The organism is Geobacter benzoatilyticus (assembly GCF_017338855.1).
Lineage (GTDB): Bacteria > Desulfobacterota > Desulfuromonadia > Geobacterales > Geobacteraceae > Geobacter > Geobacter benzoatilyticus.
In genome coordinates this window covers 1,970,544-1,984,123 of the sequence record NZ_CP071382.1, presented here as the reverse complement: position 1 = coordinate 1,984,123, position 13,580 = coordinate 1,970,544, and the positions used below count along the sequence as shown (strand labels likewise).

Sequence of the window (13,580 nt, the reverse complement as noted above, 5' to 3'; positions counted from 1 at the left end):
TGGCTTCCAACTTCCGCGCTTAACCTTTTAGATATACTGAAGTGGGGGCGATGCCCCCCACCTTGCGGCTACATCAATTTTTCCATCTCTTCCATGGAAATATCGAAGTTGGCGTAGACGTTCTGGACGTCGTCGTTGTCTTCCAGGCGGTCCATGAGCTTCAGCATGTTCTCGGCGTTCTTGCCGTCGAGCTTGATCATGGTCTGGGGAATCATGGTGACTTCAGCCGACTCGTACGCAAACCCGGCCTTTTCCAGAGCTTCGCGCACTTCGATGAACATTGACGGATCGGCGAGGACTTCATACTGCTCCTCCTCATCGGTCACGTCTTCGGCGCCGGCCTCAAGGGCGACCTCGAAGAGTTTCTCGAAATCGGCATCCTTGCCGACGACAATGAGCCCCTTCTGATCGAACATCCAGGAGACGCAGCCGGTTTCCCCCATGTTGCCGTTGCACTTGGTGAAGGTGCTGCGCACGTCGCTGACGGTACGGTTGCGGTTGTCGGTCATGCACTCCACGAGCACGGCCACTCCGCCGGGGCCGTATCCTTCATAGACGATTTCCTCGTAGTTGACCCCTTCCAACTCGCCGGTACCCTTCTTGATGGCCCGCTCAATGTTGTCCTTGGGCATGTTCTCGGCTTTTGCCTTATCAACAGCGCTGCGCAACCGCGGGTTCCCGGCGGGATCACCGCCACCAAGCTTGGCGGCCACGGTAATCTCCTTGATAATCTTGGTGAATATTTTACCCCGTTTGGCGTCGGCAGCCCCTTTTTTATGCTTTATGGTGCTCCATTTATTATGTCCCGACATTGCGACTGCTCCTTCTGTTAATCGATGTATGGCGGTGCCCGAAATTGGCAGATATTAGCACGGGAAAATCTTGGTTGTAAAGGTCGAAAGTTCATGTAAAATGGACCATGCAGCGCCATTTAAAGGGCCTGTCACACCACTCTCTGCGAGGTACGTCCATGTCCCGTTTCGCCATCTCCCCCGGAGCCGCTTCCACCAAAACCGGCAGGCTCATTCGTCTCATGGCGGCCTCAGCCCTCCTCACCGCGTCCTGCGCCACCCTGTCCCCCAACACCGCCACCGATCCCAACAGACTCCCCCCTATCCTCGCCCAGGACGAAATCATCCAACCCTACACAAAGCTCGGTACCGTCGAGGTCAGCCGCGAACGGCTGGGCCACATTGACGATCTGAAAAACGAATCCGACGAATGGGCCTACGATGCATTGGGAGCCGAAGCCGCCAAGATGGGTGCTGATGCTGTCATACTTCCCGAAGTCCGTGCGGAAAAAGGGACGTACCTGTTCATTCCGTCAACATCCATCAAGGCAAAGGGGATAGCCATCAGGTTCAACTAACACCCTCCACACCCCCCTCTCTTTCGTCGCCCCACTGCGCCCACCGCCCGTTTTCCATCAAAACAAACGCCATCACACCAAGTTTTAAATGCTCAACGCGACAAACACTGACAACATGAACTGATTTTACGAATAAACCATGTTTCACCATAAAAAAAACGCATCAGCTCATTGTCTATATACAACGCATATATTCTCTAAATAACTGTTTATGCTGTATTTTTTAGCAAACAACAACTTTTTATCAAAAATACGCTTGACGCCAATAAAACGTCGTGTTAGAAATTAAATAAAAGTATAACGCTGTTTATAAAACAAGGCTGCACATCCAACTTTTTAGGAAGGCAACCATGACCAGGGAAAAAAGCTCATACGCGGTACAAACCGTTGAAAAGGCCCTGGATATCCTTGAGACTCTCACCGAAGAGAGCCGGGACACGACCCTTCCTTATCTTGCGGAAAGGCTGAACCTCTCCCGCAACAAGGCGTTCCGTCTCCTGGCAACGCTCGAGAGCAAAGGGCTCGTGGAGCGCGACGAAGCCAGCGGCATTTACCGCCTGGGCATATCATCCGTGGAACTCGCGCAGAGACTTTTAAACAGCACCAGCCTGATCCGCCACGCCCACCCGATAATGGAAAAACTGGCGCGCAAACACGATGAAGCAGTATATATCGCCGTCATCAAAGACGATGAAGTTCTCTTCCTCGACATGGCTGACTGCGACCAGGCCATCAAAACCGCTCCCCTTGTCGGGAAGCGTTTCCCATTTTTCAACAACGCGGCCGGCAAGGCCATCAAATCGCTTGAGTCTTCGGACCTCCTGGAAAAATTCTTCAGGAAGCGGAGAAACGGCGACGTTATCGATCAGTCCACTCTTCATTCCGAGTTGAAAGAGATTCGCGAACGGGGTTTCGCCGTGGACTTCGACGGTCTCGGCGAAGGGATCGTCAGTGTTGCGGTAGCGGTGAGGGACTACGCCGGCAAGGTAATCGGCGCCCTTACCATGCTCGGTCCGTCGTTCAGACTAATGGCCTCGCGACTTGAGGACGAGATTGTTCCATCCCTCAGCGAAGGGGCCGAAATGCTCTCTCTGAAGTTCGGCTACGCCAAGTTTTAGCGAATGCCCGAGTAGTACGGAACCAACCCATTTAACGAAAGGAGGGGAGACTCGACGAATAAGGAAAACCATCAGAACCCGGGGCGGGACGCCGCTCCATGGCTGTATGAACATTTTAGAGAAAGGAGTAACAAACCATGGCTGACAAACAGTACGATTGGGGCGCAATTGCCAAGAATCCCAAGTTCGTCGAACTCCACCGCAAGAAAACCACTTTTCTCGTCGGATGGTGGGTATTCTCCGCCGTTTTCTATTTTCTTCTCCCGATTGGAGCCGCTTTTGCTCCGGGACTGTTTAAAATCAAGATTCTCGGCCGGATAAACTTCGGTTATCTCTTCGCGCTCTCCCAGTTTTTCGTTTCCTGGGGGATCGCCATTTACTATGCCCATGTGGCCAACAAAGACTTCGACCGGCTCACCCGTGAGCTGGTGGATGAGTTCAAATAGGAAGGAGGACTGAAATGAAAAAACTGCTTGCTGGTATCACTTTGGCCCTCTCTTTGGGCTCGTTCGCCTTCGCTGAAGAGCCTGCAAAGGCTCCGGCGGCCCCCGGGGCTGCCGTAACAGCACAAACCGCCGCCACTGCTGCACCCGCCGACGTCACCGGCGCCGCCAAGGTCGCCACCCCGGCCCCGGCCCCTGCGGAAGAGTCCAAGACAACCATCAAGGCCAACCCGATGGTCACCATCCCGATCTTCCTGGCCATCATCGGCGTTACCATGTGCGTCGTCGTCTGGTCGGCCAAGCGGACCAAGTCGGCTGCCGACTTCTATACCGCCGGCGGCGGCATCACCGGCACCCAGAACGGCTGGGCAATTGCCGGCGACTACATGTCGGCCGCCTCCTTCCTGGGAATTTCGGGCATGATCTCCCTCTACGGCTATGATGGGTTCATGTACTCGGTCGGCTGGCTCGTGGCGTACATCACGGTGCTCCTCATCGTGGCGGAACCATGCCGCAACGCCGGCAAGTTCACCCTGGGAGACATTCTCTCCTTCCGCACCGAGCCGAAAATCGTCCGGGCCGTCTGCGCCATCTCCGTTGTGGCCGTCTCCACCTTCTACCTCACCGCCCAGATGGTCGGCGCCGGGAAGCTCATGCAACTCCTGCTCGGGATCCCCTACAAGTTCGCCATCGTCGGCGTCGGCATCCTCATGGTGGGCTACGTGGTTTTCGGTGGCATGACCGCCACCACCTGGGTACAGATCATCAAGGCCGGCCTCCTCATGACCGGTGCAGCCGTCCTCTCGGTGCTGGTCGGCATCAAGGCCGGCATGAACCCGTTCCAGTTCTTCAACGACATCGCCACCAACCCCAACATCATCGAGCACGTGCAGAAGACGGTCCTGAAGGACCCCGTTGCAGTGGCGGGCTTCGACTACGGGCAGCGCTTCCTTGAGCCGGGACTCTTCATGAAGAACCCCCTCGACCAGATCTCCCTCGGCATGGCCCTGGTGCTCGGCACCGCCGGTATGCCCCACATCCTGATGCGCTTCTTCACCGTCCCCACCGCCCAGGCTGCCCGCAAGTCCGTTATCGTAGCCATGTTCATCATCGGCTTCTTCTACATCCTGACGACGCTACTCGGTTTCGGCGCCGCCATCCACTTAACCCCGCAAGGGATCTCCGCCGTTGACAAAGGCGGGAACATGGCCGCCATGATGCTCGCACAGAAACTGGGCGGCGACATCTCCCCGTTCCTGGGCGACCTGCTCCTGGCCTTCCTCTGCGCCGTTGCTTTCGCCACCATCCTCGCCGTAGTGTCGGGTCTCGTTCTGGCTGCTTCTGCCGCCATCGCCCATGACATCTACGTTAACGTCATCAAGGACGGCCACGCCGACCAGCACGAGCAGGTCATGGCCGCCCGGATCACCTCCCTCTGCGTTGGCGCCGCCGGCATCCTGATCGGTATCGCCGCAGAGAAGCAGAACGTCGCCCACCTGGTGGCTCTGGCTTTCGCCGTTGCATCGTCGGGGAACCTGCCGGTCATCGTCATGTCCCTCTTCTGGCGCAAGTTCAACACCGCCGGCGTCGTGTCCGGCCTCGTGGTCGGAACCATCGCTTCCATCGCCCTGGTTATGGTCTCCCCCAACATGACCTATCCGAAGAAGGTTGCTGAAGACGCCCAGAAGGTGGTCGTGAAGCTGGAAGAGAAGCAGGCTACTGGCGCGATGCTCACCGCTAAGGAAATGAAGGATCTCGACAAGGCTAAAGCCGACTACGCCAAGAACAAGGACGGCAAGTCCATGCTCGGCCTCGACAAGCCGCTCATCACCCTCAAGAACCCGGGCATCATCTCCATCCCGCTCGGCTTCATCGCTGCCATCGTCGGCTGCCTCGCCTTCCCGAGCCGCCGTTCCGAGGAGATGTTCGACGAAATCTATGTGCGCCAGAACACCGGCATCGGCATAGCCAAGGCAGTAGACCACTAAGAACGTACTGCATCGGCATAATGTATGCTAATCTTGGGGGAAAGCGTTGCTTTCCCCCATTTTTCATTGGATGAATGCTTTCCCTGACAGGCTGTTGAAAAATGTTGTGAGGAGGCCGGGATGCTAGGCGCAAGTGAGCAAAAAAGCGAGGCGTACCCATTGGTACGTTGAGCTTTTGAGTGAACGGCAACAACGCAGACCGGCCCCGCAATAGTTTTTCAACGGTCTGTTAATCGAGGAACTGCATGCACGACGACACTATCCAGGCAGCCGTGGCTGAAACAATGGCCGGAATCAATGAATTCGTTCGCCTGCTGGACCGGGACGACATCCCGCTGATTCTGAACCATCTCAAAGATGAGATCGACCACGAGATTGCCCTTACGGGGGAGGTTGCCGGGCGAAGACGGGAACTGATGGCCCGGATCAGCCACGAGGCGGACTGTAATTCTCTGCGCGGAATTCATGAAGAACTGAACGGGTTGGAGCTGGAACGGTTTCTGAAAATCCAGTCAGTGGGCGCGCTTCACGAGTCATGCACGCAATATCGGGACATCCTTGCTGGGCGGGCTCTGGAATTGGTTGAGCAGGAAATGCTGGCAACGGGGAAGGGAGATCCCCCCGTCCCCTATTCCCTTTGCAGCATGGGAAGCGATGGGAGGGAAGAGCAGACTCTCATCACCGATCAGGACTATCTGATCGTCTACGGCGACGGCGGCGGCGAAATCGCCGACCAGTGGTTCAAGGAGTTCTCAGAGGCACTGGTGGAGTGCCTGGCGGATATGGGTTTCAAGAAATGCACCGGCGGCATAATGCCGTCCAACCCCACATGGCGCGGGTCCTACAGCCAGTGGAAGAAAAAGCTGATGGCCATCGTCCGCTACGAGTACGAAGATTACGCCAAGAACCTCATGGACCTCATCGTCCTCTCCGACGCCCGCCACGTGGGAGGCGACCGGCGGCTTGCCGGCGATCTGGTTGAACTGATCCGGGGGCTGGAGAAGGACTACTTCCAGGTGCTGTGGGGGATGGCCAAAGCGGCCACCGAGATGAAGCTGGCCCTCGGGTTCCTTAACCGTATCTGGACCGAGGGGTCGGGAGATCACAAGGGAGAATTCAACCTGAAACTGCTGGCGTGGGCGCCGCTCGTCATGAACGTCCGGATTCTTGCCATAAACCAGGGGATACCCGCGACAAACACCATCCGGCGGATTGAACTGCTCCAGAACGAGGGGAGCTTCTCGGCAACCTTCGCCCAGGGGCTCGTGGACGCATACACCATCCTGACCCGCCACCGGATACTGCTCCAGATAAAGGTCATCAAGGGTATCCAGGACAGCTCATACTACCTGAACCCATACACCCTTCCCACCGATGAACGGGAGAAAATCCGCCAGGCGCTCATCAGAATCGAGGATCTGCAGCGTACTATTCATACGAACTTTTCCATCATGTAACCAGCCAACACATCACTGCTAAAGCGGCAGAAGCTGCCGCCAGCTTCGTAGCCCAAACTGAAAGGGCACTCCTGTTGCGGGAGGGGTCATTATCGCCGCCTCGATGTCATGGAAATAGATCTTATCCCCCAGAATGGTCAGCGACGCCACGGACCCCGTAGACAGACGCAGGCCCGAAGGAATCCGCGACGTGTCCCCCACGGGGACGGTGCCGTCCGATCTTTCAGGGACCATATATACCGGAGCCTTCAATTCCCCTCCCGTCTCCATGTTGACCTGCATAAGCCAACTGAAGCCCCCCGGCAGGCAGGGATCGGTGGATGGCGTGAAGGTGGTGAAAATGATCTTGGCGGACTGGGAGGTTCCGGTGGCGACAGGTTGCGTGATGACCCGTTCGCCGTTTCCGGGAAGATCGAGGTACCACCCCTTCTTGCTGCCGACCGTTAAACTGGAGAGGGTACGGTATAGAGTCCCCGAATAGGTAACCTCAGTGATTGCCTGCCCCACCAGATCGGTACGCGTCAAATTCTTTGTCATATTATTGTCCTTCACCCCATAAAAGCTCTGGGTGAACGACGTCGCCTTGTCCCCCTCGTCAAGATATCTCCCGGTGCCGAAGAAGACGTACTGGTAGCCGAGGCGCACTACCACATCAGGTGCAGCGGTGATCGGCTGGGTGCCCCCCGCTTCAAAGAGGCGATCAGCCTTCCACTGGGCCTTTTTAGCGCTGCTCACGTCGAACCGCCACATGTTCCCATTGAGGTCCCCGGCATAGAGGGTGTCGGCAAATCCGTCCATATCCTTGTCAATAGCTGCGGGCGTAGCAAGACCGTTGGGGGAGGGACCGCTAAACGCGGTGTTGTCGACGACGATCTCGCTGACTACCGCTCCCGTGGCGAGGTCCACGATGATGAGTGACGCAGCCTTGCTGCTTGTGGGTCCCTCGTAACCGTTCGCAAGGGCCGCAACCCAGCGGAATCCGCCAGCAGCGTCCTCGTCCCTCAACTTGAGGATCAATGGTGTTGCGAATGAGTACCCCAGACCATTCGAGGTGGCCGATGATGTGGCGGTAAGCTCCCATAACGGTATCGGATTGGCCTCATCAGTGATATCGAGGGCAAAATACCCCTTTCCTCCGTCGCGCAGGCCACAGACGACTATGGAACGCCACTCCGTGGAACCGGCAGGGGTCCCGTCAGCATTTTTCGACTGGATATAGGCATCCGCGACAGTAATCGCACCGTTGACATAGCTCGTATGCGTATAGGGATCGTTGCTCAGGAATTTCAGCTTGTTCAAGAGGATATTCGGGATGAACGCCCATGCTTCCTCACCATCATCGGCATTGAAGGCATGGAGCATTCCATCGTTGGCACCAACCAGTATCAATTCTTTCCGATCCTTATATTCCTTCTTGAATTGTTTGTATGCAACATCGGTGTAGGCACCGTCAGGGGGACCAAAGACAACGGGCGATGACGAGATGATATCCCCCAGTTTGCCGGTCCGCACGCGATACCCGGCAGGTGTTGTATTCCCGTAAAGGTCTCCCCGAACATACCCGATGAGCGTGGCGGCCTGCGTGGGCGAGAAATCCATGAATCCGGCGCCAGCCAGCGTGGCCACATTAGCTGTACTGTACTCGAACCGCTTGTATCTGCCCCCGTCCACGCCGGCGGTATAGATTTCCCGGGCAGTTGAGCGACCATCTAGTAGAGAACCAGCCTCCCATTTGGGTGCGTTCGGATACCCGACAATGGCCCCGGTAGCGGCGTCAAGCCCGAAGGACTCCAGATAACCAACCCAGTCTCCTGACTTGAACCGTGCCCGATAGAGCTTGCTGTTGGAGTTCAGGGATGAGGTATTGACGGCAACACTGCTTCCTGCCGCAACCTTGGAAATCATATCCTTTAAGGCATTCTGGACGGCGGTAGCAAGATTGATTCCTGACGTCGTCGTGAAATACTTTCCTCCTCCGTTCGTCGCCGTTTCGTCGAGAAGTTTGCTGTCAATCGTCATACCGATGGTGTAGGTCGAGACGTTCTGGACATGCTCCGAGGACGACCCAGCGTTGTTGTCATACATGTACTTCGCCACGTCGGCCAGATAACTCGTGGCATTCTCGCCATCGGTACAGCCGTAAGCGAAAGGTTCTTTATAGCAGCCGTCGTAGGTTGGCTCCCCGTCGGTAATAATGAGTGTGTAGTTCTTCTGGCACCAGTTGGTAATGGGAGACGTATAGGTTCCCGAGTTATAGAGGGAATCCCCTCCCTTGAAGTACTGCCAGATTTCCGAAAGGGCCTCCCCCAAGGGCGTCCAGGTATTTGCCACGATCCCGTCCACCGCAGCATCAACGGTCGCCGGGGTCAGATCGCCGCAATCCTTTACCTTGCTCCCCCCTTGGCTGTCGTTCAGCTTGAAAAGCCCGAACCTGACACCTGACACGTTTTTGACCACGTCACTGATAACGGCTCTTGCCGTCTGGATTCTCGTCACCCGGATCGCTGCATCGGTGGCAAGGGCGCCGTACTGGGCCTCTGTTGCATGGAAAAAGAGCCAGTTCAGGTAGTTGCCATTCCACCGGGTACCGACATATGGAAACGGGAGCGTAATCGTGCGGCCATTGACCGTGTACTGATTTTTACTATTACCATCAACGATATGCCCAGATTCATTGCTCACCAGGTAATAGGGATCTCCACTCTTCCAGTAGTCAATTCTGTTCTGGTAATACTCTTTTCTCTTGAACGTACCGGTATAAGCGACGTTGGGATCATAGTCCCGATGCTCCATGATCGTGTTCATGCTGCCGGAGTTGTCTAAGAGAATCATGACGTTAGGCTGCACGCTGCCGGTCAGGAACAGGGGGTACTGGGAAATAGCGGCAAAGGCCATGGCCGCAAGAACGCCGGCGGCGCAAAGGATTACGGTGAACAGAAGGATTTTTCGTGTGTGAGGATTGAAAATTCTCATGGCATGTTACCAGTAGGCAGTCGTCACGACCTGAACCTGCCTGTGCACCAGATAGGTGCTGTTTGCTCCTTCAGCCGTAATGCGGTAGTAGTGCTCGATGCTTTTCGGCCCCTTGGAGTCCATGCCGATTATGGCGCTCATGTTGTAGTTCGGGGCGTCTTTCAGGTGCTCCACGTAGTACCGGAAATGGATATCCTCCACCGACTTCCAAGAGCACCACATGGCATCCTTGCGCGCCACCGTCCCGTCATAGAACCAGCTGGGAGCGATACTGTTGCTTTCCGGTGGGGAATCTTCCTTTCCAAGCCATTCCAGGGCATCGCGGACCCCTGCGTCAGCTGCGTAGAAAGCCCGATGGGATTCCTGATAGGTCCGGCTTGAGACCATTTCGTACAGGGTAGCACGATTCAGTACCGCCATCAGAATGGTGAGGACCATCAGCAGCATGATCGCCACCACCAGCGCCGCACCCCGCTCGTTCAGTACCCGTGTCCCCATGCCCCTAGCCCTTCTTATCCCGGAACCCAAGGTTGCGCACAGAGATGATCGTGCTCATGGCCATCCTGCGGTAGCCGGCCGAATTTTTCACTCCGCCATTGCCATAGGAGCCCGTCAACTGGAGAGATTGTCCGGGATAGCGGGGGTCGGCATTTTCGGTCCTGACAATGATGCTCACCTGCACCGCCCGGATGTTCCTCGCATCGAAACCGGCCTCGCCGGCATTCTTCCAAGTGCCGTCCAGGAACTGATACCTTATCTGGAGGTCCTCGACGCCGGCGGCAACTATTCTCGTGCGCTTGTTTGCCGGCGGATCGACCAGGCTGAGGTCTTCGACGGTCTTGATCAGATTCTGGCGGGCATCCACAGAGTAGGAAACCCTCTTCGCCTGCATGCGCCTCAGGTTGACAACCTTACTCCCAATCCCGTATTCAATATCGAGAACTCCTCCTGAAGGATTATACCCTCCAGGGTTGTGATGGATCATGCCGGGAGTTGCAACTTTTGTCGCCTGGAAGCGAGTTGCCGGCTTCACTAGATCACTCGGATCGTAGACGAGAAACAGGTCTCCTTTTTCGAAATCATCATTGATCGTGCGCGAAGGAGGGACGGAGCCAACGGCGCTGACCAGCATGATCGTTGAACTTGTAGGGTGATCCACGGAAACGAAATAATCATATCCCACGTCGCTCTCGGCCCCGCTGTACAGGACCTTGATCGAATCGGGGTCAGTGCCACCATCCGAGGCCTCGACCACCTGCCAGGAAGGAGTCTCCTCACCGTAAACCTTTATAGTCAGGTCGCCCATATCCATAAGGCCGTAGCCGGTGTTTTTAAGCTCCCGCTCCATCTCGTTCATGGCCTGCCGCGCCTGCTGCTGCATCCTGATGGTGGCCTCGCGTACGCCATACTCCTTCTGCCCGGTGATGAACACAGTGGACAAACCGGCACTGACCACCGCCAGAATAACTAAGACCACAAGCACCTCGACAAGCGTGTACCCCCCCATAGATCTTGGCTGCTCTGTCAACACCTTACACGTCATTGTCTAGTACTCACTCCGCCTGATCATGGTGAAATCCCTTGTTTTCCTGGAACCGTCCTTCATCCACGTTATCCTGGCAGTTATGATCTTCTTGCTGCCGGCCGACGACACTCGCCACTGCCGCGCCTCGAAAGCGGCGGCAGCCAAGCTCCTGTCGCCGAACGGCTCCGGGTAGGGCTCGAAACCGTTCGTTTCCGACAGATCGTTATACTTCATGGTGCCAACCCGCTCCAGGATGTCCTGGCCGAGGTTTGCCGCGGTTGTCATGTCGCGGCTGAATCGCCCCGACGTAGTGGAGGCCCAGAGCACCAGAAAAACCGACAAAAAACCTATCACCAGCAGGAACATGGCGATCAGCATCTCGATGAGTGTAAATCCGTTCGGGTTCAATCGGCAACTCATTGCAGCACCATAACTCCTCTCCGGCGATTATCGCTTTGTCGGCGGGTACGGCGAGCAGCGCTTCTCCGCCGCAGCCAGGCGATCCATTATTTCTTCTGCGGAAATAGGAGAAGGATCGTTAATCAATGACCGCTCCATGCACTCCTCGTAACTTCTGAATCGCTCTCGGGAAGCAGGCACGGAACCACTTGACTGCTTTTCCGGCTGTTTTGCAGGCCTGGACACGCTGCCGGTCGGCGCCGAACGCCGGCGCCACTGCTTTTTTTCGGCAGGGGGAAGGGTCCCCTTCCGGACAGGATTATCGGTAAAGTAGGCGCTCCCGTCTTGCGACGGCAACCGGTAGACAACCGTAGGCGGAGGCGACGGCTTTTCCTCTTCTTTTTCTTCCTCTTTTTCTTCCTCTTCCTCATCATCGCCGGCATCTGAGGTTGAAGTTCTGCGGACACTCCCCTGGGACGCGGATGGTTTCACAGCCCCTTGACCGGAACGGTTACTCTCATCGCCGGCCACCTTGGGTGCAACCCCGGAATTGGCGGCCCCTTTCTTTGCGGCGTCATCCTGCCCAGGCAGCACGAAACCGTTTTTGTAGAATGCGACCCCGAAATCATTCAGCTCCGGAATCCTCTGACGGTGACAGGAGCCACATTTCATGCCGTATTTACGCGAAAAACCCGCCATGGCATGGGCAGTCCCGAGAAAGGGACCACAGACAAGCATCACCACAATCAAAAGAAGTAACACCACGAAGGGTCTCATTTTTCTCTCACCATCAGCATCAAGCATTTTGTCGGACCGTTCGCCCAGGAAGAACCGCACCGTACGACCCTCATGAGATTTATGCAAGATTTTTTCCACAATTAGCTCCGGAGCAAAGAATTTGTCCATTAACAGCATGCAAGCACGTTCGCGCCTGATGTATGAAAAACGTGCGTTGCGTGATCGGTCAAAGCAGCAGGCGCAGGAAGGCCGATTCACAGAGTAAAAGATTGCACGTTTCCAACCTCAAGACAACCCATTCTTGCCCCTCCCCGACTCCTGTGTTACAACATTCCAAACACTATTCACAGCGAGGTTGTCACCATGCCCATCGCCACCAAAATCGCCGGTCACATATCAAAATCATCGTGGATCAGGAAAATGTTCGAGGAAGGGGAACGCCTGCGCCAAATCCACGGGGCCGAAAACGTATTCGATTTCACCCTCGGCAACCCCGACACGGAGCCACCTGCCGAGTTCCGGCAGGAGTTCGCGCAACTGGCCACCAATCCCATTCCCGGCATGCACGCTTACATGAACAACGCCGGATACCCGGAGACCCGCGCCGCGGTGGCCGAAGTAATCGCCGAAGCCGCCGGTTTCCCCGTGGGCGCCGAGCATGTGGTTATGACCTGCGGGGCGGGGGGGGCACTGAACGTGGTGCTCAAGACCATCCTTAACCCCGGCGAAGAGGTGATAATCCTCACCCCCTATTTCGTGGAGTACAAGTTCTACATCGACAACCACGGCGGGGTGCCGAAGGAGGTCTGGACCAACCGGGAGACTTTCCAGCTGAATATCCCGGCCATCGAGGCGGCCATAAACAAAAAGACCCGGGCCGTCATCATCTGCTCCCCAAACAACCCCACCGGGGTCATCTACCCGGAAGAGAGCCTGAAGGCCCTGGGCGAGATGATGGCGCGGGCGGAGCAGCGCTACGACCGGCAGATATACGTCATCTCCGACGAGCCCTACGCCCGCATCGCCTTCGACGGCAAGCACGTGCCGAACATCTTCCGGTATGTGGAAAGCTCCATCGTTGTCGCCTCCCACAGCAAGGACCTGGCACTCCCCGGCGAGCGGATCGGCTACCTGGCCATCAATCCCAAAGCACGGGGCGTGGGGCTGTTCATGGAGGGGGCGGTATTCAGCAACCGGGTCCTCGGCTTCGTGAACGCCCCGGCCCTCATGCAGCGGCTCGTGGCAAAGCTCCAGCGGGCCTCCGTGGATATCGGCGAATACCAGGCCAAGCGCGACATCCTCTACGACAGCCTCACCGCCATGGGATTCGAGATGGTGCGGCCCGACGGCGCCTTCTACTTTTTTCCCAAGTCACCCCTGGCCGACGACGTGGAGTTCGTCAAAATGGCCCAGAAACACCTGATTCTGCTGGTGCCGGGGGCGGGCTTCGGCGCTCCGGGCTACTTCCGGATCGCCTACTGCGTGGACAGGGGAATGATTGAACGGAGCCTTCCCGCCTGGAGAAAGCTGGCCGTGGAAGCGGGACTAAAGGGGTAGGATTCTGCCGCAG

12 protein-coding genes are annotated in these 13,580 nt (G+C 56.6%); 6 read left to right on the top strand and 6 right to left on the bottom strand.

All coding sequences use genetic code 11. The annotated features are described in order from the left end of the window. Positions 1-68: 68 nt before the first annotated feature. Complete coding sequence (locus JZM60_RS09345; protein ID WP_207162027.1) at positions 69-812, bottom strand: YebC/PmpR family DNA-binding transcriptional regulator; 744 nt, start codon at positions 810-812, stop codon at positions 69-71. Between the two features lie 158 nt (positions 813-970). On the opposite strand from JZM60_RS09345, the gene JZM60_RS09340 reads away from it, so the two are divergent. From JZM60_RS09340 to JZM60_RS09320, 5 genes are all read left to right on the top strand, one after another. Continuing rightward, positions 971-1,369, top strand: a complete 399-nt coding sequence (locus JZM60_RS09340) for a hypothetical protein (RefSeq protein WP_207162025.1) — start codon at positions 971-973, stop codon at positions 1,367-1,369. Positions 1,370-1,719: 350 nt separating this feature from the next. After that, positions 1,720-2,487: an IclR family transcriptional regulator gene (locus tag JZM60_RS09335; protein WP_207162023.1), complete on the top strand. Its 768-nt coding sequence runs from the start codon at positions 1,720-1,722 to the stop codon at positions 2,485-2,487. A gap of 137 nt (positions 2,488-2,624) precedes the next feature. Continuing rightward, positions 2,625-2,933: a DUF485 domain-containing protein gene (locus JZM60_RS09330; RefSeq protein ID WP_207162022.1), complete on the top strand. Its 309-nt coding sequence runs from the start codon at positions 2,625-2,627 to the stop codon at positions 2,931-2,933. Between the two features lie 14 nt (positions 2,934-2,947). Beyond that, positions 2,948-4,918: a solute symporter family protein gene (locus JZM60_RS09325; RefSeq protein WP_207162020.1), complete on the top strand. Its 1,971-nt coding sequence runs from the start codon at positions 2,948-2,950 to the stop codon at positions 4,916-4,918. A gap of 245 nt (positions 4,919-5,163) precedes the next feature. Beyond that, positions 5,164-6,375 carry a putative nucleotidyltransferase substrate binding domain-containing protein gene (locus JZM60_RS09320; protein WP_207162019.1) on the top strand — a complete coding sequence of 404 codons (1,212 nt, stop codon included), beginning with the start codon at positions 5,164-5,166 and terminating at the stop codon, positions 6,373-6,375. An 18-nt stretch (positions 6,376-6,393) separates the two neighbouring features. On the opposite strand, the gene JZM60_RS09315 is transcribed toward JZM60_RS09320, so the two are convergent. From JZM60_RS09315 to JZM60_RS09295, 5 genes are read right to left on the bottom strand one after another with little or no spacing between them, the layout of a single operon-like run. After that, a complete protein-coding gene (locus tag JZM60_RS09315; RefSeq protein ID WP_207162018.1) occupies positions 6,394-9,348 on the bottom strand; it encodes a pilus assembly protein in 2,955 nt (984 codons plus the stop codon). Between the two features lie 6 nt (positions 9,349-9,354). Continuing rightward, on the bottom strand, positions 9,355-9,846 hold the full coding sequence (locus JZM60_RS09310) for a pilus assembly PilX family protein (RefSeq protein ID WP_207162017.1): 492 nt from the start codon (positions 9,844-9,846) through the stop codon (positions 9,355-9,357). Positions 9,847-9,850: 4 nt separating this feature from the next. Then, positions 9,851-10,855, bottom strand: a complete 1,005-nt coding sequence (locus JZM60_RS09305; RefSeq protein WP_241426205.1) for a prepilin-type N-terminal cleavage/methylation domain-containing protein — start codon at positions 10,853-10,855, stop codon at positions 9,851-9,853. Positions 10,856-10,894: 39 nt separating this feature from the next. After that, positions 10,895-11,281, bottom strand: a complete 387-nt coding sequence (locus JZM60_RS09300; RefSeq protein ID WP_241426204.1) for a type IV pilus modification PilV family protein — start codon at positions 11,279-11,281, stop codon at positions 10,895-10,897. A 39-nt stretch (positions 11,282-11,320) separates the two neighbouring features. Then, on the bottom strand, positions 11,321-12,037 hold the full coding sequence (locus JZM60_RS09295) for a cytochrome C (protein WP_241426203.1): 717 nt from the start codon (positions 12,035-12,037) through the stop codon (positions 11,321-11,323). Between the two features lie 336 nt (positions 12,038-12,373). On the opposite strand from JZM60_RS09295, the gene JZM60_RS09290 reads away from it, so the two are divergent. Further along, positions 12,374-13,567, top strand: coding sequence for a pyridoxal phosphate-dependent aminotransferase (locus JZM60_RS09290; RefSeq protein ID WP_207162011.1), 1,194 nt, complete (start codon positions 12,374-12,376; stop codon positions 13,565-13,567). Positions 13,568-13,580 lie beyond the last annotated feature (13 nt).

Coding starts and splice junctions, on each gene's coding strand:
- JZM60_RS09305 (WP_241426205.1), bottom strand. CDS start 10,855: ATGGGGGGGTACACGCTTGTCGAGGTGCTTGTGGTCTTAGTTATTCTG.
- JZM60_RS09340 (WP_207162025.1), top strand. CDS start 971: ATGTCCCGTTTCGCCATCTCCCCCGGAGCCGCTTCCACCAAAACCGGC.
- JZM60_RS09290 (WP_207162011.1), top strand. CDS start 12,374: ATGCCCATCGCCACCAAAATCGCCGGTCACATATCAAAATCATCGTGG.
- JZM60_RS09315 (WP_207162018.1), bottom strand. CDS start 9,348: ATGAGAATTTTCAATCCTCACACACGAAAAATCCTTCTGTTCACCGTA.
- JZM60_RS09310 (WP_207162017.1), bottom strand. CDS start 9,846: ATGGGGACACGGGTACTGAACGAGCGGGGTGCGGCGCTGGTGGTGGCG.
- JZM60_RS09330 (WP_207162022.1), top strand. CDS start 2,625: ATGGCTGACAAACAGTACGATTGGGGCGCAATTGCCAAGAATCCCAAG.
- JZM60_RS09345 (WP_207162027.1), bottom strand. CDS start 812: ATGTCGGGACATAATAAATGGAGCACCATAAAGCATAAAAAAGGGGCT.
- JZM60_RS09325 (WP_207162020.1), top strand. CDS start 2,948: ATGAAAAAACTGCTTGCTGGTATCACTTTGGCCCTCTCTTTGGGCTCG.
- JZM60_RS09320 (WP_207162019.1), top strand. CDS start 5,164: ATGCACGACGACACTATCCAGGCAGCCGTGGCTGAAACAATGGCCGGA.
- JZM60_RS09335 (WP_207162023.1), top strand. CDS start 1,720: ATGACCAGGGAAAAAAGCTCATACGCGGTACAAACCGTTGAAAAGGCC.